The organism is Arthrobacter sp. YA7-1, assembly GCF_025960325.1.
In the GTDB taxonomy this organism is placed as follows: domain Bacteria; phylum Actinomycetota; class Actinomycetes; order Actinomycetales; family Micrococcaceae; genus Arthrobacter; species Arthrobacter bambusae_A.
This window is the reverse complement of the sequence record NZ_CP110114.1, coordinates 443,644-463,459: the sequence shown is the minus strand read 5'-3', so window position 1 is coordinate 463,459 and position 19,816 is coordinate 443,644. Positions and strand designations below refer to the sequence as shown.

Below are 19,816 nucleotides of genomic sequence, written 5' to 3'. Positions count from 1 at the left end.
CCACCGCTAACCAACCGCAACGCCGGTAGAAGGAGGAACGCGTGTCGTTCTTTCAGCTTTCGCTGATCGCCACGGTCGCGCTCCTCGGACCGTTGCTCGCGCTGCCCCGGAAATGGCACCTTCCCGTTGTCCTGGGACAGTTGCTGGCGGGCATCGTCATCGGACGCACAGGCCTGGGCCTGGTTGATTCCTCGGATCCCACCTTCACTTTCGTGGCCGACGTCGGATTCGCCCTCATCATGTTCGTCGCCGGGACGCACGTCCCCGTGCGGGACAAAGCCATCCGTCCCGCCCTGGGCAGCGGCGCCCTGCGCGCCGGCGTCGCCGCGGCGCTGGCCGCCGTCGTCGGGATCGTCATCGCTTTTGCCTTCGGGACCGGACATGCTCCCCTCTATATCGTGCTGCTCGCTTCCTCCTCGGCCGCACTGGTGTTGCCGATCGTCGACTCCCTTCGGCTGGCAGGACCGAAGGTCCTGACGACGACGGCGCAAGTGGCGATCGCTGACATCGCCTGCATTGTGGCGCTTCCGTTGGCCGTCGACCCGCCTAACGCCGGCCGGGCAGCGGTGGGGGCAGCCGTCGTCGCGGTTTGCGCGCTGGCCTTGTTCTTCGTGCTTCGCTGGCTGGAGAACAGCGGCAACCGCGGACGGTTGCATGAAATGTCCGAAGACCGGAAGTTCGCCCTGGAACTGCGGATCCAGCTGGCCCTGCTCTTCGCGCTTTCCGGGCTCGCGGTCCTCGGCCACGTCTCCATCATGCTGGCCGGGTTCTCCTTCGGCCTGGTGGTCTCAGCGGTGGGCGAACCCCGCCGCCTGGCGCACCAGCTCTTCGCCGTGAGCGACGGTTTCCTGGGGCCGGTCTTCTTCGTCTGGCTGGGTGCGTCGCTGGACTTGCGGACCCTCGCGGGCAGCCCGCGGATGATCCTCCTCGGGATCTGCCTTGGCTTTGGAACACTGCTGGTGCACGGAAGCATCCGGGCCCTCGGCCAGCCACTGCCGCTCGCGGTGCTGGCGGCATCCCAATTGGGAGTGCCGGTTGCCGCCGCCACCATCGGCTCCCAATTGCACTTGCTGGAACCGGGAGAAGCCGCGGCGATGATCCTCGGTGCCCTCATCAGCATCGGGGCATGCACCATCGCGGGCTCGAGGGCGGCACGCAGCTTCTCGCAGGCCGCACCGGGTTCGGCAGGCGAGGGGCCAAAACGCGGTGGCCCGGCAAGCAAAGGCCCGGCAGGCAAGCCGTCGGAAGGTGGTCCGGCGATCACTGCGTGATTCCCGCGTACTGCGTCGGGTAACGTCGATGCAGTAGCTGTGCGCCAGGGAAATGAAGGAGTTGCCATGAGCCGGAAGACGAAAAAGCCAAAGACCCGTGGCGGGCATCTCAAGGCAGTGCCTTCGGCCCCCAGAATGCCCTTGCAGTTGGTCCTCAACCATCGCGTAGTCGACTCCTTCACCCCGGATTTCGTTCGCTGGTACGAAAGATTCAGTGACGCCGAAGACGCCCTGCAGTGCTTGCACATAGTCAAACTCTTCATCTCGGCAAGCCACGCGATCAGCGAAGAAAGCTCCGCAACCTGGTTCGACCCCGACAGCTTGGACGACGCAGCCCTTGCCCTTGCGAGCACGCTTGACGAGGCTGATAGCGATGAGGCGCTCGTAGCGATCTTCGATTACTTGCACCTCTACACTGAATTCCTCTTTGAAACTGGCCGCTGGTCCGGGACCGAGGAGGACTACTTCGTCCTCCACATGCTCCTCACCGAAGAAGCTTCCGGGGAATTGGGCCTTCCTGACGACATTCCGGAACTTTCCGACGAAGAGCAGGACCGGGCGTTCCAGGAACTGCCCGTTCTCCAGTTGACCGGACGTTTGCTGGAGTGGCTCGGAGCCGGAAAGGACGTCACCAGCACTGGCGTGCTCCGGCTGAAAGACATTGAAGGTGCTGCCGGAGCGGTAGGAGTGAAAGCCAGAGGGAAAAAGACCGGGAAAAGGCCTCTCCCGGAGGGCGAAGGCGCGGCCGAAGCCGATCCGGAGTCATTTGAAGTCGGCTCCATGCACGAAGTTCCCGTGCTGCGTGAAATCTGGGCCGCGCTGGTGGACATCGATGGCCTGTCGATCGGGTCAACACGTGCCGCACCCGGAGCGGCCGCCGAATCGTGGGACTCCCCAGACCTCGATTCGAGGCTTCAGATCCGGCGTGAGTTCCTCACGGTATTCCTTGCCAGTGCAGTGATGGATTCCGGCGACATGTGGGAGGAAGGTCCCCGGGATAATGCAACCCTGGCCAGGGTACTCCTGAGAGGAGCCACTGGAGAGCCCGTCAGCGTGGACGAACTCAAGAGTGCGGCAGCGAACGAATCGGTGGGCAGCGCATTGCCCACGTTCGAGGCGATCCGGGCGCTCCGCGAGCTCGCCACCCTCGCCGATCTTGGCCTCGTCGACGTGGACACCCACTACACCGTTCCGCCGCCGGTCATCCAGTGTGTGATCCCGGCGCTCGCCCTGGTTCTTGCCATGGAAGACAATTTCGAACCGGGCCCGGTCCACCCTGGCTAGCAACCCCGTCACACGACCCATCCGACGGCAGTCCAGCCACGAACCACCGATAGAATGTCGGGGTTGACCAGCCGGAACTGGGCGGTCCATCACCTGCTGGAACGCTACCGAGGGAGGAACCCGTGCGCTCATCGCCTGCCCGGACCCCCTTCCATGCGTTGCGTTCGGCCGCTCTGGCGGTGGCCATTGTTGCCCTCGCAGCAGGGGCCCACGTCCTCTCCGGCGGCGCGCTTCCCGTCACACCGGTCCTGCTGGCCGTCCTCGCATTGACCGGGCTCGTCACCACGCTTGCTACCCGGTTCAAGCTCGGCTTCCCGGTTATTGCCTTCCTTCTGGGAGCCGGCCAGCTGGTCCTGCACGAAGCATTTATGGCATTCGGTCCGTTCATGGGCCCGGCTCCGGAATCGCCGGCACATCACCTCGCGGCCGAGCACGTTTCGCCGCCGCTGGGAGCCGAAACTGTACATTTTCACGAGGCCGACACTCCCCTCAGCTGGTTGATGTTGACGGGGCATGCCCTCGCGACAGCCGCTTCGGCCTTGCTGCTGGCCAAGGGCGAGCAGGCGCTGTGGCAGCTCGAGGCTTGGCTCCGTCCCCTCCTCCGGCTCATCCGTCTGGTCTTCAGGCCCGACGCCGGCAGCGCAGCTGTTGCGTTCAGCGCACCTGCCGTATTCATCCCCCGCCCGTGGCGGAACCTCAGGCAAGACAGCAGACGCGGCCCGCCCGCCGTCGTCGTACCCTCCTGACTCCGCCCGGCACCGCCTTTAACTGGTGACGGGCATATCCCCGCACTTTGGCGCGCTTTCGCGCGCCCTTTGAAAGGCAACAACCATGAACAAGTCCCCACTCCGCCGTGCCCTTACTGCCACAGCAACCGCCGGCGGGACCGCCGCGCTGATGATGGCCGGGCTCGCGGGCGCATCTGCCCACGTTTCTGTCACCCCGGACAAGACCACGGCCAACTCGTATGCTCTGTTGACCTTCGGTGTCCCGCATGGCTGCGACACTTCGGGCACCACCAAGCTGACCATCAACCTGCCCGAGGAACTGACGGACGCCACGCCCACGGTGAACCCCAACTGGACGGTCGAGAAAGTGACGCAGACGCTGCCCGCGCCCAAGAAGCTGGCCGACGGCACATCAATCACCAAGCGCACCAGCCAGATTGTCTACACGGCCAAGGCTCCACTGGACCCGCACTTGCGCGACGCGCTGGTCCTGTCCGTGAAGCTGCCCGACGCCGCCGGTAAGACGCTCTACTTCCCCACGCTCCAGAACTGCGAGCAGGGGCAGACAAACTGGGCTGAAATCCCGAAGGACGGCCAGGACCCGCACTCGCTCAAGGCTCCAGCGCCGTCAGTGGCCGTCACAGCCGCGGATGCGGCCGCGGGCGATGGTCACGTGGCTGCGTCGATCTCCACAGAGCAAGCTGCCTCGGTGACCGACGACGGCTCACAGGCGCGCAGCTGGGCCGGGCTGATCGCCGGAGTAGCTGGGCTTGGGCTGGGTGGCGCGGCCTTCTTCCGCAGCCGTTCTGCCAAGGCTTCAGTGCCCAAGTAACGAGTCCGGTGGGTGGGCGTCCGGAACATTACGATCCGGACGCCAATCCGGCGCCGCTGCCGCGCCGCAGTTGACTCCGGCAAATGTCGACGAAATGCTGTGCGCATGACGAATATGCGAGTCAAGAACGGTCTCCTGCTCACGATGGCAGCAGCCTCGGTATTCCTGCTCTCCAGCTGTGCCCAAAGCCAAGCCCAGCCCTCGGGCACAGCCGCGCCAAGCGACACGGCTTCGGCCTCGACGTCAACCTCGGCCTCAAGTACTCCGAGCTCCAGCGTCAGCGCCAGCCCATCGAGCTCCGGGACAACGACGGCATCCGGCGTTGCTCTCTGCAAAGCGGGCTCGCTGACGGCTTCTGTCGACTCCACCGGCGGCGGAGCGGCAGGCAGCGTCTACATGAAACTCATCCTGACCAACACCGGCACGGAACCCTGCGTCCTGAATGGTTTCCCGGGTGTCTCACTCACGTCCGGAGCTACAGGCGATCCGATCGGCGCTGCCGCCGCGCGCGACGACTCCCAGCCTGTGACACAAGTGGTTCTCGCTCCAGGGAAGGCCGGTTTCGCCCAACTCCGCTACACCCAGGCGGGCAACTACCCCGAGTGCACCCAGGCCCAGGCCGCGGGGTTCCGGGTCTACCCGCCCGAGGACACCGCTTCGCTTTTCATCCCGCAGCAGCGTACGGCCTGCAGCAACACCAATATCAACCTTTTGAGCGTCCAGGCGTTCCAGGCGGGGTAGCGCTGCTCCTATTCCTGCGCTGTTCCTTGTTGTGTCAGTGCCGTGAGGTTGTGTCAGTGCCGTGAGGCATGATGGAGGAATGCAGGAGCAGGAGCTACCGGGCGGTTCTGGCGACACGGCCATGGACCGCTTCAGCCGTGCCACGCGCGAGTGGTTCCTCGGAGCTTTCTCCGCGCCCACCCCTGCCCAGGACGGCGCATGGAAGGCCATTTCTTCGGGATCGCACGCCTTGGTGGTCGCACCCACCGGTTCCGGCAAGACGCTCGCGGCCTTCCTGTGGGCGCTGGACCGGCTCCTGTCGGTTTCCCCGGCCGCGTCGGCGGACGCCCTCCCGGGGCTTGAGGAAGCTGGCAGCCGCGCCCGCGCCAAAGCCCCCAAGCGCAAGACCCGCGTCCTGTACATCTCACCGCTGAAGGCACTCGGCGTCGACGTCGAACGGAACCTCCGCTCGCCGCTGATCGGCATCACGCAGACCGCCAAACGGCTCGGACTGCCGGCCCCGCTGGTGAGCGTCGGCGTCCGTTCCGGAGATACGACGACGGCGGACCGCCGCGCGCTGCTCAGCCACCCACCGGACATCCTCATCACCACGCCCGAGTCCTTGTTCCTCATGCTGACGTCCAAGGCCCGGGAGACGCTGAGCGAAGTGGACACTGTGATCGTCGACGAGGTCCACGCAGTTGCGGGTACCAAACGCGGCGCGCACCTCGCGGTGTCCTTGGAACGGCTCGATGCTCTGCTGCCGAAGCCCGCCCAGCGGATCGGCCTCTCGGCCACCGTGGAGCCGCGGGAGCTCGTCGCGCAGTTCCTCGCCGGTTCGGCACCCGTGGAAATCGTCGCACCGCCGTCGCACAAGAACTGGAACCTCAGCGTCAGCGTCCCTGTGGAGGACATGTCCGACCTTGCGGGAGCTGCCGGCGCCTTCGACTCCGGGCCGGCCTCCGGACTGCAACCACAAGCCTCCATTTGGCCGCATGTTGAGGAAAAGATCGTTGACCTTGTGCTGTCGAAGCAGTCCACCATTGTGTTTGCCAACTCCCGGCGCCTCGCGGAGCGGCTCACGGCCCGGCTGAACGAGATCTACGCAGAACGCCAGCTCATGGCGGTGGATGTGTTTGCGGCCCCGGCGGATTCGGTGCTGGACTCGGGGCCGCCGTCCTCGACGGCGACACCCGCCCGCATGATGGCGCAGGCCGGAAGCACCAGCGGCGCCGATCCGGTCCTGGCCCGCGCGCACCACGGCTCCGTGTCCAAGGACCAACGCGCACTCATCGAGGACGACCTCAAGTCCGGCCGTCTGCGATGTGTTGTAGCGACGTCGTCGCTGGAACTCGGCATCGACATGGGCGCCGTGGACCTTGTAGTCCAGGTCGAATCGCCGCCGTCGGTGGCCAGCGGACTGCAACGGGTTGGCCGCGCGGGCCACCAGGTGGGCGAAATTTCCGAAGGGGTGCTCTTCCCCAAACACCGGGCAGACCTCGTCCACACCGCCATCACGGTGGAACGGATGCTGGGCGGGAAGATCGAACGCCTCCATGTTCCGGCCAACCCCTTGGACATCCTGGCCCAACAAACGGTCGCCGCCACCGCGCTGGGAAGCATCGACGTCGAGGAATGGTTCGCCACCGTGCGCCGCTCCGCTCCGTTCGCCACCCTGCCACGCTCCGCTTTCGAAGCCACTTTGGATCTCCTGGCTGGCAGGTATCCCTCGGACGAATTCGCCGAGCTCCGGCCGCGCATCATCTGGGACCGGAACGCCGGCACCATCGAAGGCCGGCCCGGGGCACAGCGCCTTGCCGTGACCTCGGGCGGAACCATCCCGGACCGCGGCCTTTTCGGCGTGTACATCATCGGCACGGAAAGCGAAGGGTCCGGGTCCCGTTCGGCCTCCGAGTCCGGCTCCGGCAGGGACGGTGCGGCGTCCGCGCAGGAGCCGAGTCCGGCGTCGCGCGCTGCCAAAGGCGGCCGACGCGTCGGTGAGCTCGACGAGGAAATGGTCTACGAATCCCGGGTAGGTGACGTCTTCGCCCTCGGTGCCACGAGCTGGAAAATCGAGGACATCACGCACGACCGCGTCCTTGTCTCCCCCGCCTTCGGCCAGCCCGGAAAGCTCCCCTTCTGGAAAGGCGATTCCCTCGGCCGGCCGGTGGATCTCGGCCGGGCGCTCGGAGCATTCGTGCGCGAGCTCTCCGCATCGGATCAAGGTCCCGCGCTGGAACGATGCAAGGCCAGCGGGCTGGACGACTTCGCCGCCGGCAACCTGCTCCAGTATCTGGGCGAACAGAAGCAGGCCACGGAGGTCGTCCCCAATGACCGGACGCTGGTGGTCGAACGGTTCCACGACGAACTCGGCGACTGGCGGGTAGTCCTGCACAGCCCCTTCGGCATGCCGGTCCACGCGCCGTGGGCCCTCGCCGTCGGGCAGCGGCTCCAGCAGCGCTACGGTCTGGACGGTTCCGCCATGGCCGCCGACGACGGCATCGTGCTGCGGGTGCCGATGATGGAAGACGAACCTCCCGGAGCGGAGCTGTTCCTCTTTGACCCCGACGAGCTTGAGCAGATCGTGACGGCGGAGGTTGGCGGCAGCGCCTTGTTCGCCTCCCGCTTCCGCGAGTGCGCCGCGCGTGCGCTGTTGTTGCCGCGGCAAAATCCGGCGAAAAGGCAACCGCTTTGGCAGCAAAGGCAACGCTCGGCGCAATTGCTGGATGTCGCCAAGAAATATCCGTCCTTCCCCATCGTGCTCGAGACAGTGCGCGAATGCTTGCAGGACGTCTACGACCTCCCCGCGTTGAAAGACATTGCCGCTTCGATCGAGCGCCGGGAGCTGCGCTTGGTACAGACCACCACCCAGCAGCCGTCCCCGTTCGCCAAGTCGCTGCTCTTTGGCTACGTTGCCCAGTACTTGTATGAGGGCGATTCCCCGCTCGCCGAACGCAGGGCCGCGGCTTTGGCCCTCGACTCCACACTCCTGAACGAGCTCCTGGGCAGGGTGGAACTGCGCGAGCTCCTGGATGCCAAGGTCATTGAGGCTACCGAGCTCGAACTCCAGCGGCTGGCACCGGACCGGCAAGTCCGAGGCGTGGAAGGCGTGGCGGACTTGCTGCGACTGCTCGGCCCCTTGAGTGTCGAAGAAGTGGCCGCCCGTTTGCAGCCCGAAGGAGTGGAGTCTTCCGCGGAACCGGCTGCGGTGAAATCGGCCGCCGAAACGGAGCTGGCTGCGTTGCATCTGGCGGCGCTACGCAAGGCCAACCGCGCCCTCACGGTGACGCTCGGCGGCGTCGAACGATTCGCCGCCATTGAGGACGCGGCCCGGCTCCGGGACGCCATCGGCGTTCCGCTGCCCATGGGTGTGCCTTTGGCGTTCATTGAACCCGTCCATGATCCACTCGGGGATCTGGTCTCCCGTTATGCACGAACCCACGGACCGTTCACGGCCGAGGAGGCCGCCACGAGGCTGGGACTGGGTGTCGCCGTCGTGGGCACAGCACTGAAACGCTTGGCGGCCGACGGGCGTGTGGTGGAGGGCGAGTTCCGTCCGCACCCGAGTGCGCCGGACACGGTGGCCGATGAGGGACCGGAGCTGTTTGAGGCGCCGGAACTCCCGGCCATTCCGCTCCGCGGGATCCCAATGAGTAGCGAGTGGTGCGATTCCGAGGTCCTGCGCAAGCTCCGGCGTCGTTCGCTGGCGGCGTTGCGGGCCGAAGTGGAGCCGGTGGACGCGGCTGCTTACGGGCGCTTCCTGCCGGCCTGGCAAAACGTGTCCGCGCCCTCTTCCGGGGGCCCTGGTTCTTTTGGAGGCAGGGGCGCCTCGGCACTGCGGGGGCTCGACGGCATCATGACGGCCATCGATCAACTCTCCGGCGTGCCCGTTCCGGCGTCGGCCTGGGAACCGTTGGTGCTGGCCAGCCGGATCTCCGACTATCAGCCGGCCATGTTGGATGAGCTCATGGCCGCAGGCGAAGTCTTGTGGTCCGGAGCCGGCTCGCTCCCCGGGAACGACGGCTGGATCAGCCTCCACGTGGCTGAAGCCGCGGAACTGACGCTCAACCCGGATCCTGATTTCGAGCCAGGCGATGCCCAGCTCCGCCTTCTGGAATATCTGCAAGGCGGTGGCGGCGCCTATTTCTTCCGACAACTCACCGAGGTTGCCGGCGGCATGGATGCGGTCCTCAGCGACGACGCCGTGGTCGCCGCCCTGTGGGATCTCGTCTGGGCCGGCCGCATCACGGGAGACACCTTCGCCCCCGTCCGCGCGATGATTGCGGGCGGCCGCACGGCGCACAAGCAGCCGGCCCGGCCGCCGCGTGCCCGGTCGCTGCGGATGAGCAGGCTCGGCCGTTCGCATGGCACGGGCTTGATGGGGTCGCCCGGGCTCACGGGCGGACGCTACGGCTCGGTCTCCGGTACGGCTCCCACTCCTCCGCTCGCCGTCGGCCGCTGGTCGGCTTTGCCGGCACCTGAGGTCGACCCCACCATCCATGCGCGCGGCACCGCCGAACTCCTCCTCGACAGGTACGGCATCGTGACGCGCGGCTCCGTCATGGTGGAGAACATCGTGGGCGGATTCGGGTTGATGTACAAGGTCCTCTCACGCCTCGAAGAAGCCGGGCGGTGCCGCCGCGGCTACTTCATCGAGCACCTCGGAGCAGCCCAGTTCGCCGTTCCGGCAACGGTGGACCGCTTACGTTCCTTCACGGAGGATGCCCAACTCGCCAAGGCCGCGCCTGTCGCTTTGGCCCTTGCATCCACGGATCCCGCCAACCCCTACGGCGCAGCCCTCCCCTGGCCCGCGTTGGCCGTCGACGCAGGATCGGGTCACCGTCCGGGGCGGAAAGCAGGTGCCCTGGTGGTGATGGTCGACGGCGCCTTGGTTTTGTACGTCGAACGCGGCGGGAAGACCCTGCTCACTTTCAGCCATGACGACGACGTCCTGGCGGCTGCCGCTGCCGCGCTCGTCGGAGTTGTGCGGCGAGGAGCGGTAGACAAACTGATCATGGAAAAGGTCAACGGTCATGACCTCTTGGACACCCCCGTGGCATTAGCGCTTGCGGCTGCCGGGGCGTACTCCACGCCGAAGGGATTGAGGATCCGTGCCTGAAGGCGACTCGGTCTGGCGGGCTGCCGCGGAGCTGCATAAAGCCCTCGCCGGGCAAACACTGGTCTCTTCCGATTTCCGGGTACCCAGGTTTGCCACGCTCAACCTGGCCGGATGGGCCGTGTCCGAGGTGGTGCCGAGGGGAAAGCACCTGCTCATGCGCTTGGTGGAACCGGCGGACGTTGGGCCCGGACCGGTGGAGGCGGGTACGGCGGCGGCCGGACCACCCCGCCGCACCCTGACCATCCATTCGCACTTGAAAATGGAGGGAAGCTGGCAGGTCTATGCCCCCGGCGGCCGTTGGAGGAAACCCGGCCACACGGCCAGGTGCGTCCTCCGCACGGCGACGGCCGACGTCGTCGGCTTCTCCTTGGGAGTCCTGGAAGTGATCCCGACCCCGGACGAGTCCCGCGCGGTGGGGCATCTGGGCCCGGATCTGCTCGGGCCCGACTGGGACGCGGAAGAGGCTGTTCGTCGGCTCCGGGCCGCACCGGACGCACCGATCGGCGTCGCACTGTTGGACCAGCGGAACCTCGCCGGTATCGGCAATATCTACCGTTGCGAAACGTGTTTCCTGGCCGGGGTGCATCCGGCCACGCCGGTATCGGCCGTACCCGACCTCGCAGGGATGCTCGTGGAAGCCAAGGTCCTGCTCGAGGCCAACTTAGGACCGGGGCGAAGGATCACGCGCGGCACTGCGTTCCCCGGAGTCCGAGGGATTCCCCGCTCCGGCTACTGGGTGTACGGCCGCGAGCACCAACCGTGCCTTCGTTGCCGTACGCCGATTCGCCGCGGGATGCTGGGACCGGCGTCGGGGATGGAGGACCGGACCATCTACTTCTGCCCCGAGTGCCAGCCGGCTCTTTAACTCTGCCCAATCCGCCTGGCGACGCGGGAAATCCCCAGCGACACCGGAATTCGGGCGCGTAGGGAAATTCGCGCATCGCCAGGAAGAATCCGTGTCACGGAGCGGCCGGCACCGTCTCGGGAACAGCCAAGGGAGCCTTCACCGGAACTGTGAACAGGGGCAACAACAACTGCACCAGCGGGCCGATGGCCAAGGCGTACACAACGGTTCCGACGCCGACGGAGCCACCCAGCAGCCAACCCACGCCCAGCACAACAACCTCGATCAAGGTCCGGGACAAACGCACCGACCATCCGGTGCGGCGGGCGAGTCCCGTCATGAGTCCGTCGCGGGCGCCCGGGCCAAGGCGTGCGCCGATGTAGCAAGCGGAGGCGATCCCATTGAGGACCACGGCGCCTGCGAGCATGCCGATCTGGCCGCCCAGGTGCGAGAACGCGGGGATCAGGGCCAGTCCGATGTCCGCGAACACGCCCACCAGTACGGCGTTGGCCAGGGTTCCGAAGCCGGGCATCTGCCGCAGCGGTATCCAGAGGAGCAGCACCAGGAAGCTGACAACCACCACGACGGTGCCGATGCTCCACCCGATCTTCCCCGCAACGCCCTGGTGGAACACGTCCCAGGGATCCAGGCCAAGGCCGGCCCGGATGAACATGGCCAGGGAGATCCCGTACATCGCGAGGCCGATCAGGAGCTGGGTGATTCTGCGGGTCATCATGGAACCATGCTCCCGAAAACTGGCCTTGCTTTCCATAGCCAGTTTGCAATACTGGTCTTATGCCCGGATCCCTGAACCCCACAGCCATGCTGCGTCTCCTCGGGGCGTGGAACACCGGCGCCGCTCCCGCCTATCGCGAGCTTGCCGACGTCGTACGCCTTTTGGTGATGGACGGGCGCATCCCGCTCGATGTCGCGCTGCCCAGCGAACGGGCGCTTGCCGTCGCCCTGGGCGTCAGCCGGACCACAGTCACCGCCGCCTACGCCAGCCTGCGCGAGCAAGGATTCCTCCGTGGCGGCCAAGGCAGCCGGGGCCGGACGGGCATTCCGCACCGGACGATTCCGGTCAGTGGACCGGGACTGGCCGCTCCGGAGGGGATCCTTGACCTCGCCTACGCTTCGCTGCCGGCCACGGGCGAGGTGGTGCACCGGGCATTCGCCGACGCGTTGATCGACCTCCCGGCACTGTTGCCCGGTTTTGGCTACGACGCAGTGGGCCTCCCGCCGCTCCGGGAGGCCATCGCGGACCGCTACACGGCAGCCGGCATCCCCACAACGGCCGCACAGATACTGGTGACCTCGGGAGCCCAGCATGCACTGAACATCATCTTGAGGACCCTCGCCGGGCGGCAGCAGAAGGTCCTCGTGGAGCATCCCAGCTACCCCAACGCGCTCGACGCGATCCGCGCTTCGGGCTCCCGCACGGTACCGGTGCCCATGCCGCCTGTCGCGGAGCCGGCGTCGGGCGGTGGCGTCGAGCCGGCGTCGGGCGGCTGGGATATCGACGGGTTGGTGGCGGCAATGCGCCACCAACGCCCGGCCATGGCCTACCTCGTTCCGGACTTCCACAACCCCACCGGGCGGATCATGTCCAATCTTCAGCGGCGCCGCCTGGTGCGTGAGGCGGCGGGGACGGGCACCGTCCTCGTAGTGGACGAGACGCTCCGGGAGCTAAACCTCGACGCCGTCAATACCTCGCCGCTCTCGGCATTCAGTCCCGCCGTGGTGACCATCGGTTCGCTCAGCAAATCACATTGGGCCGGGCTCCGGACGGGGTGGATCCGCGCAGATGAGGACTCGATCAGTCGCTTCGTGCAGACCCGGACCACGATGGATCTTGGTGGGCCCGTCGTCGAGCAGTTGGCTGCGGCCCGGTTGCTCAGGGCCTTCGCCGAACCATTGGACGCCCGGCTAGCGGAGCTGCGGCAGAACCGGGAAGCGCTCCTCGGACTACTGGCCGAGCACCTGCCCGATTGGCACGTGGAACGTCCGCGCGGCGGGCTGACAGCATGGTGCAGGCTGCCCACGCCGTCGAGCACGGCGCTCACCGTCGTCGCCCCGGACTTCGGCGTCCGGCTGGCAGCCGGGCCGCGCTTCGGCGTCGGAGGGGCTTTCGAACATTTCATGCGCGTCCCGTACACGCTGGCCCCGGCACAACTCGAGACGGCGGTGCTGGCACTGCGCGATGCCCAAGCGCGGATCGACGCCTCACCGCAGCTCCGGACCACCCTGAAGGCGCCCAAGGAACCCGCCGCGGTCGCCTAAATCCCGCGCCTCCCCCAACTAGCTCGCATTCGTTGTCGTTTTGAAGGCTCAGAACGACATTTATTGCGAGTCAGTTGGGTCGCCCGGAGCCCATGCGCTGCTTGGCGGTGTTGCTGCCGGGACCGACCGGGAAATGCGAGGTGGCTTTGGCCAGGCCAAACTGCGGCATACCGTTGTAGACCACCTCGATTCCCGACGCCGGCACCTGATAGGTTTCGTGCCACACGCCGATGTCTCCGCTTCCCGAGACTTCCTTCATGAAGCGTCGCCACGGCCCCAAGTGCGGCGCATCCCTGTCCGCGGCGAAGCGCCTGAGATGCTCTGGGCTCTCCCAATAGCTGAGCAACATGGTGGTGCGCCCGAGCCACTGTTCGCAGCCGAGCATCCCGGACTCCGGATGCTCGGCGAGATGGCGGAGCATGGTGGGCATCGCCGAGGCCACGCGCGCCACCTTGCCGATCTTCCACCAACGATTGGCCCGCATTCCGATAAGGAATACGGTCACCGACTCGCGCCCGGTGTCCGCTGTGAAGCGTCCCGGGAAGATTTCCTGTGCCATCTGAATCCTTCGGTCTGGGAACGGTAGCTCAAGTTCCGCTGGTCGAGTTTCATAACGTCGTTACGAAACAATGTTATGAAACACTTGATGGCATGGCAAGACCCATCGTTCATGACCAGCTCGTCCGGCAGCGGCTCCTCCAGGTAACCGCCGAGCTCGTGGACCGGGATGGCCCCGCGCGAGTCACGCTCCGGGACGTTGCCGCGGCAGCCCAGACCTCAACGACGGCGATCTACTCGCTTTTCGGCGGCAAGGCCCAGTTGCTGACGGCCGCCGTCGACGACGGATTCCGCTCGTTCGGCGACTCGCAGAGGGCCGCCGAAAGCGGCGGGCTCCGAGGCCTGGGCCTCGCCTACCGTTCCTGGGCGCTGGAACACCCGGCTTTGTACCGGCTCATGTTTGGCGGCGCGCTTGCCAGCTATGTGGACTGCAGCCCGACGCCGGCAGTCGCCTCGGAAGCCATGCTTCCGCTGGTGGAAGCCGTGAATGCCGCACAGGAAGCGGGGACCGTTCGAGATGCCGAAGCCGCGACGATCGCCATGTCCATCTGGGGACAGGTCCACGGACTCGTGAGCCTGGAACTGGCGAACATGAAGGACTCCGGAACCGACTGGGACGGGATCTACGCCGCATCGTTGGACGCCGTGGCACGCGGCTGGCAATGACGCCCGAATTGCCCTGCGACGCGCAAAAGGCCTGGCGACCACGGAATTCCGGGGTCGCCAGGCCATTTGCGCGTCGGCGCGTTCTACGCGTCGGAGGACTTAGGCGTACACCGTCTCCAGGAACCCGCCCCAGGCCTTGGCGGTCAGTTCGGAATCGCCGCTGCCGCTGAAATCGTGCACCGTCATGCCCACGGGGGCTCCGAAGGAGTTGCGGCCGAAGAAGCGGTACAGCGTGTCGGCGGTCCGCAGGCCCAGGAAGTGCTGGTTGGAGAAGTCGAGCTCTCCGCTCAGCCGCCCCACGCCGTCGACGTCCACCTGAACCGTTGAAGCCTGCGCAATACCGTCCACGCCGAGCGCTTTCTTCAGCTTCACGAAACCGTCGGGCGTCTGCGAGGCCGCCGGACCCTGGATGTCGGTGAAGACCACAGGCTTGCCATCGAAGTACTGAAGGTACTGGCCTAGGGTGTGCAGGTAGAACTCGGTGTGCTTGCTGGCGCCGTCGTACTGCCCCTCCCAGTTGTCCGCGAAGATGCCACTGTGGACATAGTGCAGCTTGGCCCGGCCGCCGTCGAGCGGTTCGAGTACGTGCTCGAGCTGGTTGAACCAGCCGTCCGGCCCCTCCATCCGGGTCACGAGGTGGGTGGGGTATTCGTCGACGGTTTTCACGGCCGGCCACTGATCGGTGGGGAACATCCAGGCCGAGGTGTCCTGGGTGACAGCCTGCCAGACCCGTTCAGGAGTGCCGGGCAGTTCGGTGTCGGCCACGATTTCGAATTCACGGTTGTCAGTCATTGTCCTGTTCCTTTTCTGGAGAGTGCTGCGTATTTGTCTTGAGCGCGGGATGAAGTACGACGACGAGCCGGTGCTTGCGCGCGCCGCTCGCCACCGCGGCAGCTCCGCCGTCGTGGTACTTATCCACGAGCCGGGTCACCGTGACGCCGAGCTCCTCGGCAAAAGCGGCGCGGTCCGACGCCGAGCGGAAGGTGATCTCGCCGTCGATCGCGAAGCTCGCAAGCGTCTTCTTGGCCGCTGCGGCGCCTGCTATCAGCTTGCCCATCTCCTGGACGGTCCGGGCCGCGAGGGCCAGGAGCCAGAAAGCGGAAAAGCGGTCCGAGAAGCGTCGGGGATCCGGCGCCACGGATGCAAGCGCCACCGGCGAGATCAGGTACGACGCCGCCGTCGCGCGCAAAACGCGTTCGGTGACGTTGCCCTTTTTCCGCTCCTCCACAAGCTCGACGAGCCCATGCCGCTCGAGGGCCTTGAGGTGGTAGTTGACCTTCTGCCGGGGGAGGCCCACTTTGACCGCCAGCTGCGTGGCGGAACCGGGCTCGACAAGCTCCTGCAGAATACGGGTGCGGATCGGGTCCAACGACGCTTCCGCCGCGGCGGGATCCTCGATCACTTCGATGTCCAACATGCTTCCATTCTGGCCACCGACAACTTTTATTGTCAAGAACTATTTTATCGTCGGAAGATGGCCCGGCCCGGTCATTGGGCGTCATGCGAGCCTGTACCGCTGCGGTCAGCGAAGGAGTACCCTGCGGGTATCACCGTTCGTGAGGTGCAAGATGAGGTTCAATAGTCCGCCCGCTGAGTCCGGAGCCGACCGGCCAGTCAGGCGTCGCAGGCGGCGGATCCGGGCCTGGGCCTCACGGCGTCCGGGCCTCGCTGCCTTGTCCATCGTCGGGGTCATCGCGATTGTTGGCGCCGCCGTCTTTTTCGGCGCATTCTGGTCCGCGTCATGGGTGGCGGTCAGCACACCCGCTGCAGCCGGAGCCGCGGCGGGCACCTCGGCGGATACCGGCATCTCGAAGATCCAGCATGTCATCGTCATCATGCAGGAGAACCGCTCGTTCGACAGCTACTTCGGCACGTTCCCCGGAGCGGACGGGATTCCGATGCAGAACGGATCCCCGGCGGTGTGCGTCCCGGATCCGGCCCACGGCGCGTGCGTGAAACCTTACTACGATCCCTCTGACCGGAACTCCGGCGGCCCGCACAGCCAGAACAACGCGACGGCGGACGTCGACGGCGGGAAAATGGACGGCTTCATCGCCCAAGCCGAGAAAGCCGCAAGCAATTGCGCACCCAATGCCCCAGGCTGCGCGGGCGGAACGCAAAGCGATGTCATGGGCTACCACGATGCCCGCGACATCCCCAACTACTGGGCGTATGCCAAAGACTTCACGTTGCAGGACCATATGTTCGAACCCAACGCATCCTGGAGCCTGCCCGCGCACCTGTACATGGTCTCGGAATGGTCGGCCAAATGCAGCCGGGCGGGCGATCCGCAATCCTGCGTGAACGCCCTCCAGAATCCGGGCAGCCCGCCGGACTTCACCTCCGCGATCCAGTCCACCATCATCGGCAAATGCCGGGCCGGCCTGCAGAACACGGCCTGCAAGGACGCGCTCGCCGCGGCCGGGATCACCCCGGACATTGCCGCCCAACTGCACACCCTCATCACGAAAAACTGCGCCGGCTCGGACTCCTATACGAGTTGCCAGGCCGCGATCGACAAAGCAACACTCCCCGACGCGCTCAAGCAAAAGCTCCTGGCCGCCGCCAAGCTCCTTGCTCCACCTGACTACGCCTGGACGGACCTGACCTACCTGCTGCACAAACAGAACGTGCCCTGGGCCTACTACGTCTTCAACGGCACCGAGCCGGATTGCCAAGACGACGCAGCCATGACCTGCGCTCCCGTGGCGCAGAACGCGAAGACACCGGGCATCTGGAATCCGCTACCCTACTTCGACACCGTGAAGCAGGACGGCCAGCTCGGCAACATCCAGTCCCTCAGCAACTTCTACACCGCAGCCAAAAAAGGCACCTTGCCCGCTGTGAGCTGGATCGACCCCACCGGAGCCGTCAGCGAACACCCGCCAGCGCTAGTCAGCACCGGTCAGGCCTACGTTACGGGCCTCATCAATGCAGTCATGTCGGGCCCGGATTGGAACAGCACCGCCATTTTCCTCTCGTGGGATGACTGGGGCGGTTTCTACGACCACGTCACCCCGCCCACCGTGGACCAAAACGGCTACGGCCTCCGGGTCCCGGGAATCGTCATCAGCCCCTACGCCAAACAGGGCAACATCGACCACCAAGTCCTCAGCCACGACGCCTACGCCAAGTTCATCGAAGACGATTTCCTCCACGGCCAACGCCTCGACCCGGCCACCGACGGACGCCCCGATCCGCGGCCCGGCGTCCGTGAGGACAACCCCCAGCTCGGCAACTTGGTGAACGACTTCAACTTCAACCAGCAACCCCTCAAACCCGTCATCTTGCCGGGCGGCACAACGTACTAGTGGTCTGTCTCAGTTTTGCTTGATGGTTTCGAGTGCGACGCGGCCACGGGCTACTTTTTTGAGGATTGAGTCTGCGGTCGCGGTCCAAACCAGTGGTTTGGGTTCGGTGTTGTGAGCGGCGAGGTACTCTTCGATCTTGTTGATCAGGTCCGGGACGGAATGGAAGGCTCCGCGGCGCAGGGCCTTGTCCGTCAATTCCCGGAACCATCGCTCGACGAGGTTCAGCCACGAGGACGAGGTCGGAGTGAAATGCAGCTGGAACCGGGGATTTTTCGCCAGCCAGGCTTTCACGTCCGGGTGTTTATGCGTGGCGTAGTTGTCCAGGATCAGATGGACATCCAGGCCCTGCGGGACTTCCTTGTTGATGGTCTTGAGGAACACCAGGAATTCCTCGTGGCGGTGTTTGGGCAGGCAGGACCCGATGACTTTCCCGGTCGCCACGTCCAGGGCCGCGAACAACGTGGTGGTGCCGTGGCGCTTGTAGTCATGGGTCATCGTTTCCGCCCTGCCCTTCGTCATCGGCAGCGACGGCTGGGTACGGTCCAGCGCCTGGATCGAGGACTTTTCATCCATGCACAGCACGATCGCTTTTTCCGGCGGGTTCAAATACAGCCCGACCACGTCGATGAGTTTTTCCTCAAACTTCGGATCGTTTGAGAGCTTGAACGAGTCCACCAGATGCGGCTTCAGGCCACGGGCGGCCCAGATCCGCTGCACTTGCGCCGGGGACACCCCGACCTTCGCGGCCATCGTCCGCACCGACCAATGAGTCTGCCCTTCCGGCTTGGAATTGCGCGTCAGGTCAACGATCTCATCGATCTTTGCCTGCGGAATGACCGGCTTACGGCCCCGCCCCGGACGAACCTCACCCAAATGGGTGAGACCATCTTCGGCGAAGCGGGCACGCCAAGAACGCACCGTCGCCGGGCTCACACCAACAATCCCCGCGATCCACTCACTCGCCAGCCCCTCCGCGGCCATCAACAAAACCTGCGCCCGCTGCACCTCACGGTAGGACGCCGTCTGCGACTTGGAAAGCCTCTCAAGAAGCACACGCTGGGCATCAGAAACCACCAAAGCAGGAGCACGATTCGACATGCACCAATATTAACAGCCCACCTCTAGCTATTTTGGAGACACACCACTAGGTGTTTGGGCCCCGGGGCCGCCGGGGCCCCGGGGCCGCCCTTGTTGCGGCCCCGGTAGAATAGACCGGTGATGCAATCCCCCCTTCCAGTGCGCGACGGCGTCAACGCCACCCGCCTGCGCCTCCCGGACGAGGGACCTTGGGACACCGCGATGGACTACATGATGCACCGCTGGGGACATATCGACCCCCAGGGCATCGAAGACAGGTTCGACGCCGGCGAAATCGTCGGCGAGGGCGGCGCGCCCCTTGACCGCTGCACTCCCCTCGAAGAGCACACCTTCATTTGGTACTACCGCACCCTCCCGCCGGAGACGCGGATGCCAGTGGAGATCAGCATCCTGCACCAAGACGAGCATCTCCTTGTCGTCGACAAGCCGCATTTCCTGCCCACCACCCCGGGCGGCACGTACATCCAGGAGTCCGCGCTCGTCCGGCTCCGGAACCAGCTCGACCTGCCGGACCTCATCCCGATGCACCGGCTCGACCGTATGACCGCGGGAGTGTTGCTGCTTTCCACCAATCCGGAGACCCGCGGCAAGTACCAGGTGCTCTTCGAAAAACGGCAGGTGCAAAAGGAGTACGAGTGCGTCTCCGCCGCGGCACCTGCCGTAGGTTTTCCCGCCGTCGAGCTCCCCGCCGTCGTGCGCAACCGCATGACCAAATCCCGGAGCTACCTCCTCGCCGAAGTGATCGACGGCGAACCCAACGCGGAGACCCGCATTGAGCTGCTGAAAACGTTCGACGGCGGCACTCACGACGGCGGCACCACTCGCCGGGCGCTGTACCGCCTTGAGCCCCACACTGGCAAGACCCACCAGCTTCGCGTGCACATGGGCTCGCTCGGGCTCGGGATCGTGAACGACGCGTTCTACCCCGAACTCCTGGACAAGGCCCCGGACGACTTCTCCAAGCCCTTGCAGTTGTTGGCCCGCGGCATCCGCTTCGTTGATCCCATCAGCAAGCAACCTGTGGAGTACCGCAGCCGCCTTCAGTTGAGCGAAGCCCTCCCCGCCTAACGCCCGCTCACTTATGGCGCCCTTTCCCCAAACCCTC

Annotated in this window: 16 protein-coding genes; 11 read left to right on the top strand and 5 right to left on the bottom strand. The window is 65.7% G+C overall.

The window, feature by feature from the left end; genetic code table 11:
* Positions 1–41 precede the first annotated feature (41 nt).
* From OIT41_RS02255 to OIT41_RS02225, 7 genes are all read left to right on the top strand, one after another.
* Complete coding sequence (locus tag OIT41_RS02255; protein ID WP_241709641.1) at positions 42–1,271, top strand: cation:proton antiporter; 1,230 nt, start codon at positions 42–44, stop codon at positions 1,269–1,271.
* Positions 1,272–1,337: 66 nt separating this feature from the next.
* Positions 1,338–2,555, top strand: a complete 1,218-nt coding sequence (locus OIT41_RS02250; protein ID WP_241709640.1) for a hypothetical protein — start codon at positions 1,338–1,340, stop codon at positions 2,553–2,555.
* Positions 2,556–2,677: 122 nt separating this feature from the next.
* Positions 2,678–3,301, top strand: a complete 624-nt coding sequence (locus OIT41_RS02245) for a hypothetical protein (protein ID WP_241709639.1) — start codon at positions 2,678–2,680, stop codon at positions 3,299–3,301.
* An 85-nt stretch (positions 3,302–3,386) separates the two neighbouring features.
* The gene (locus tag OIT41_RS02240) at positions 3,387–4,115 is read left to right on the top strand and encodes a YcnI family protein (protein ID WP_241709638.1); all 729 of its coding nucleotides are present in this window, start codon (positions 3,387–3,389) and stop codon (positions 4,113–4,115) included.
* A 105-nt stretch (positions 4,116–4,220) separates the two neighbouring features.
* Positions 4,221–4,856: a DUF4232 domain-containing protein gene (locus tag OIT41_RS02235; RefSeq protein ID WP_078106671.1), complete on the top strand. Its 636-nt coding sequence runs from the start codon at positions 4,221–4,223 to the stop codon at positions 4,854–4,856.
* 79 nt (positions 4,857–4,935) lie between these two features.
* On the top strand, positions 4,936–9,954 hold the full coding sequence (locus tag OIT41_RS02230; RefSeq protein WP_264637326.1) for a DNA glycosylase AlkZ-like family protein: 5,019 nt from the start codon (positions 4,936–4,938) through the stop codon (positions 9,952–9,954).
* Complete coding sequence (locus tag OIT41_RS02225) at positions 9,947–10,819, top strand: Fpg/Nei family DNA glycosylase (protein ID WP_264637325.1); 873 nt, start codon at positions 9,947–9,949, stop codon at positions 10,817–10,819. Before OIT41_RS02230 ends, OIT41_RS02225 begins: the two co-directional genes overlap by 8 nt.
* 94 nt (positions 10,820–10,913) lie before the next feature.
* Here OIT41_RS02225 and OIT41_RS02220 read toward each other — a convergent pair whose 3' ends face one another.
* Entirely contained in the window at positions 10,914–11,534 is a 621-nt protein-coding gene (locus OIT41_RS02220; RefSeq protein ID WP_264637324.1) for a YczE/YyaS/YitT family protein, read from the bottom strand.
* A gap of 59 nt (positions 11,535–11,593) precedes the next feature.
* Between OIT41_RS02220 and OIT41_RS02215 the strand changes: the two genes are divergently transcribed.
* Entirely contained in the window at positions 11,594–13,078 is a 1,485-nt protein-coding gene (locus OIT41_RS02215; protein WP_264637323.1) for a PLP-dependent aminotransferase family protein, read from the top strand.
* A gap of 70 nt (positions 13,079–13,148) precedes the next feature.
* Here the strand turns inward: OIT41_RS02215 and OIT41_RS02210 are convergent, their stop codons facing one another.
* On the bottom strand, positions 13,149–13,637 hold the full coding sequence (locus OIT41_RS02210; protein WP_264637322.1) for a DUF4188 domain-containing protein: 489 nt from the start codon (positions 13,635–13,637) through the stop codon (positions 13,149–13,151).
* A 92-nt stretch (positions 13,638–13,729) separates the two neighbouring features.
* Between OIT41_RS02210 and OIT41_RS02205 the strand changes: the two genes are divergently transcribed.
* Positions 13,730–14,302 (top strand): TetR-like C-terminal domain-containing protein, encoded by a 573-nt coding sequence (locus OIT41_RS02205; RefSeq protein WP_264637321.1) that lies wholly within the window; start codon positions 13,730–13,732, stop codon positions 14,300–14,302.
* 99 nt (positions 14,303–14,401) lie between these two features.
* Here the strand turns inward: OIT41_RS02205 and OIT41_RS02200 are convergent, their stop codons facing one another.
* Both OIT41_RS02200 and OIT41_RS02195 read right to left on the bottom strand, forming a co-directional pair.
* On the bottom strand, positions 14,402–15,094 hold the full coding sequence (locus OIT41_RS02200; protein ID WP_264637320.1) for an SRPBCC family protein: 693 nt from the start codon (positions 15,092–15,094) through the stop codon (positions 14,402–14,404).
* Positions 15,087–15,719 (bottom strand): winged helix-turn-helix domain-containing protein, encoded by a 633-nt coding sequence (locus OIT41_RS02195; RefSeq protein ID WP_264637319.1) that lies wholly within the window; start codon positions 15,717–15,719, stop codon positions 15,087–15,089. The genes OIT41_RS02200 and OIT41_RS02195 overlap by 8 nt, the downstream gene beginning before the upstream one ends.
* Before the next feature lie 151 nt (positions 15,720–15,870).
* On the opposite strand from OIT41_RS02195, the gene OIT41_RS02190 reads away from it, so the two are divergent.
* Entirely contained in the window at positions 15,871–17,613 is a 1,743-nt protein-coding gene (locus OIT41_RS02190; RefSeq protein ID WP_264637318.1) for an alkaline phosphatase family protein, read from the top strand.
* Positions 17,614–17,622: 9 nt separating this feature from the next.
* Here OIT41_RS02190 and OIT41_RS02185 read toward each other — a convergent pair whose 3' ends face one another.
* Positions 17,623–18,711 (bottom strand): IS630 family transposase, encoded by a 1,089-nt coding sequence (locus tag OIT41_RS02185; RefSeq protein ID WP_241711099.1) that lies wholly within the window; start codon positions 18,709–18,711, stop codon positions 17,623–17,625.
* 120 nt (positions 18,712–18,831) lie between these two features.
* On the opposite strand from OIT41_RS02185, the gene OIT41_RS02180 reads away from it, so the two are divergent.
* Positions 18,832–19,779 carry an RluA family pseudouridine synthase gene (locus OIT41_RS02180; RefSeq protein WP_264637917.1) on the top strand — a complete coding sequence of 316 codons (948 nt, stop codon included), beginning with the start codon at positions 18,832–18,834 and terminating at the stop codon, positions 19,777–19,779.
* Positions 19,780–19,816: the final 37 nt, after the last annotated feature.

What these genes read in the sequence shown, in the direction of transcription:
- OIT41_RS02180 (WP_264637917.1), top strand. Translation starts at nt 18,832, where the DNA reads ATGCAATCCCCCCTTCCAGTGCGCGACGGCGTCAACGCCACCCGCCTG.
- OIT41_RS02190 (WP_264637318.1), top strand. Translation starts at nt 15,871, where the DNA reads ATGAGGTTCAATAGTCCGCCCGCTGAGTCCGGAGCCGACCGGCCAGTC.
- OIT41_RS02195 (WP_264637319.1), bottom strand. Translation starts at nt 15,719, where the DNA reads ATGTTGGACATCGAAGTGATCGAGGATCCCGCCGCGGCGGAAGCGTCG.
- OIT41_RS02185 (WP_241711099.1), bottom strand. Translation starts at nt 18,711, where the DNA reads ATGTCGAATCGTGCTCCTGCTTTGGTGGTTTCTGATGCCCAGCGTGTG.
- OIT41_RS02240 (WP_241709638.1), top strand. Translation starts at nt 3,387, where the DNA reads ATGAACAAGTCCCCACTCCGCCGTGCCCTTACTGCCACAGCAACCGCC.
- OIT41_RS02230 (WP_264637326.1), top strand. Translation starts at nt 4,936, where the DNA reads ATGCAGGAGCAGGAGCTACCGGGCGGTTCTGGCGACACGGCCATGGAC.
- OIT41_RS02235 (WP_078106671.1), top strand. Translation starts at nt 4,221, where the DNA reads ATGACGAATATGCGAGTCAAGAACGGTCTCCTGCTCACGATGGCAGCA.
- OIT41_RS02200 (WP_264637320.1), bottom strand. Translation starts at nt 15,094, where the DNA reads ATGACTGACAACCGTGAATTCGAAATCGTGGCCGACACCGAACTGCCC.
- OIT41_RS02250 (WP_241709640.1), top strand. Translation starts at nt 1,338, where the DNA reads ATGAGCCGGAAGACGAAAAAGCCAAAGACCCGTGGCGGGCATCTCAAG.
- OIT41_RS02220 (WP_264637324.1), bottom strand. Translation starts at nt 11,534, where the DNA reads ATGATGACCCGCAGAATCACCCAGCTCCTGATCGGCCTCGCGATGTAC.
- OIT41_RS02210 (WP_264637322.1), bottom strand. Translation starts at nt 13,637, where the DNA reads ATGGCACAGGAAATCTTCCCGGGACGCTTCACAGCGGACACCGGGCGC.
- OIT41_RS02215 (WP_264637323.1), top strand. Translation starts at nt 11,594, where the DNA reads ATGCCCGGATCCCTGAACCCCACAGCCATGCTGCGTCTCCTCGGGGCG.
- OIT41_RS02205 (WP_264637321.1), top strand. Translation starts at nt 13,730, where the DNA reads ATGGCAAGACCCATCGTTCATGACCAGCTCGTCCGGCAGCGGCTCCTC.